We start from the raw sequence: 1,154 nt of genomic DNA on the forward strand, positions 1-1,154 counted from the left end.
CCTGAATCCGGGCAGCCCGAACTCGAACCGTCCGTATCCGTGCCGTTCGCATCCGAGCAGTCCGGACCGGCAGCCGCCGAGCCCGCTCACGAGACGGACGGCGTGGTCGTCCCGTGGCTCGTCACGGCCCGCTCCGAGAAGGCGCTCAAGGCCCAGGCCGAGCGGCTCGCCGCCGCCCTCGAAGCCGGTGACGCCGACGCCGTCGACGTCGCCCACTCCCTGGTGACCGGCCGCGCCGCACTCGAGGAACGCGCCGTCGTCGTCGGCGCCGGCCGCGACGAACTCCTGACCGCCCTGCGCGCCGTCGCCCGAGGCGAACAGCCCGCCACCGTCGCCCGAGGCCTCGCGGAGAACCCCGGCGAGGACATCGACACCGTCTTCGTGTTCCCGGGTCAGGGTGCGCAGTGGGTGGGGATGGCGGTGGAACTCCTTGACTCGTCCACGGTGTTCGCGGCTCGCTTCGGTGAGTGCGCGGTGGCGTTGGACGGGTTCGTGGAGTGGTCGTTGATGGATGTGGTGCGGGGTGTGGAGGGTGCTCCGGGGCTGGACCGGGTGGATGTGGTGCAGCCGGTGTTGTGGGCGGTGATGGTGTCGCTGGCGGCGTTGTGGGAGTCGTTCGGTGTGCGGCCCTCTGCTGTGGTGGGTCATTCGCAGGGTGAGATCGCGGCTGCTGTGGTGGCGGGTGCGCTGAGTTTGCAGGACGGTGCGCGGGTGGCGGCGTTGCGCAGTCGTGCGATCACCGCGTTGGCGGGACATGGCGGGATGGTGTCGGTCGCACTCTCGCGTGAGGGGGCCGAGGAGTTGATCTCCGGCTGGGGCGGCCGTATCTCGGTCGCCGCTGTCAACGGTCCGACCTCTGTGGTGGTCTCCGGTGACGCGGACGCGCTCGACGAACTCGTGGAGCGGGCGGGTGTGCGGGATGTGCGGGTGCGGCGGGTGGAGGTGGACTACGCCTCCCACTCCGCGCACGTCGAGCTGATCCGAGACGAACTCCTTGATGTCCTGGCCCCGGTGGTGGCGCGGGAACCCGAGGTGCCGTTCTTCTCGACGGTGACGGGTGGGTGGATCGAGTCGGCGGACACGGATGCCGGGTACTGGTACACGAATCTGCGCCAGACCGTTCAGCTGGAGCCTGCTGTTCGTGAGTTGGTGGC

The 1,154-nt window shown here is 70.1% G+C and carries 1 protein-coding gene; it reads left to right on the plus strand.

Annotated features, from left to right (window positions below; genetic code table 11):
• Positions 1 to 1,154: acyltransferase domain-containing protein (locus ACWEGE_RS47010; RefSeq protein WP_449667019.1), on the plus strand; the 1,154-nt coding region annotated here is incomplete at both ends.

This window comes from Amycolatopsis sp. NPDC004747, assembly GCF_053601335.1.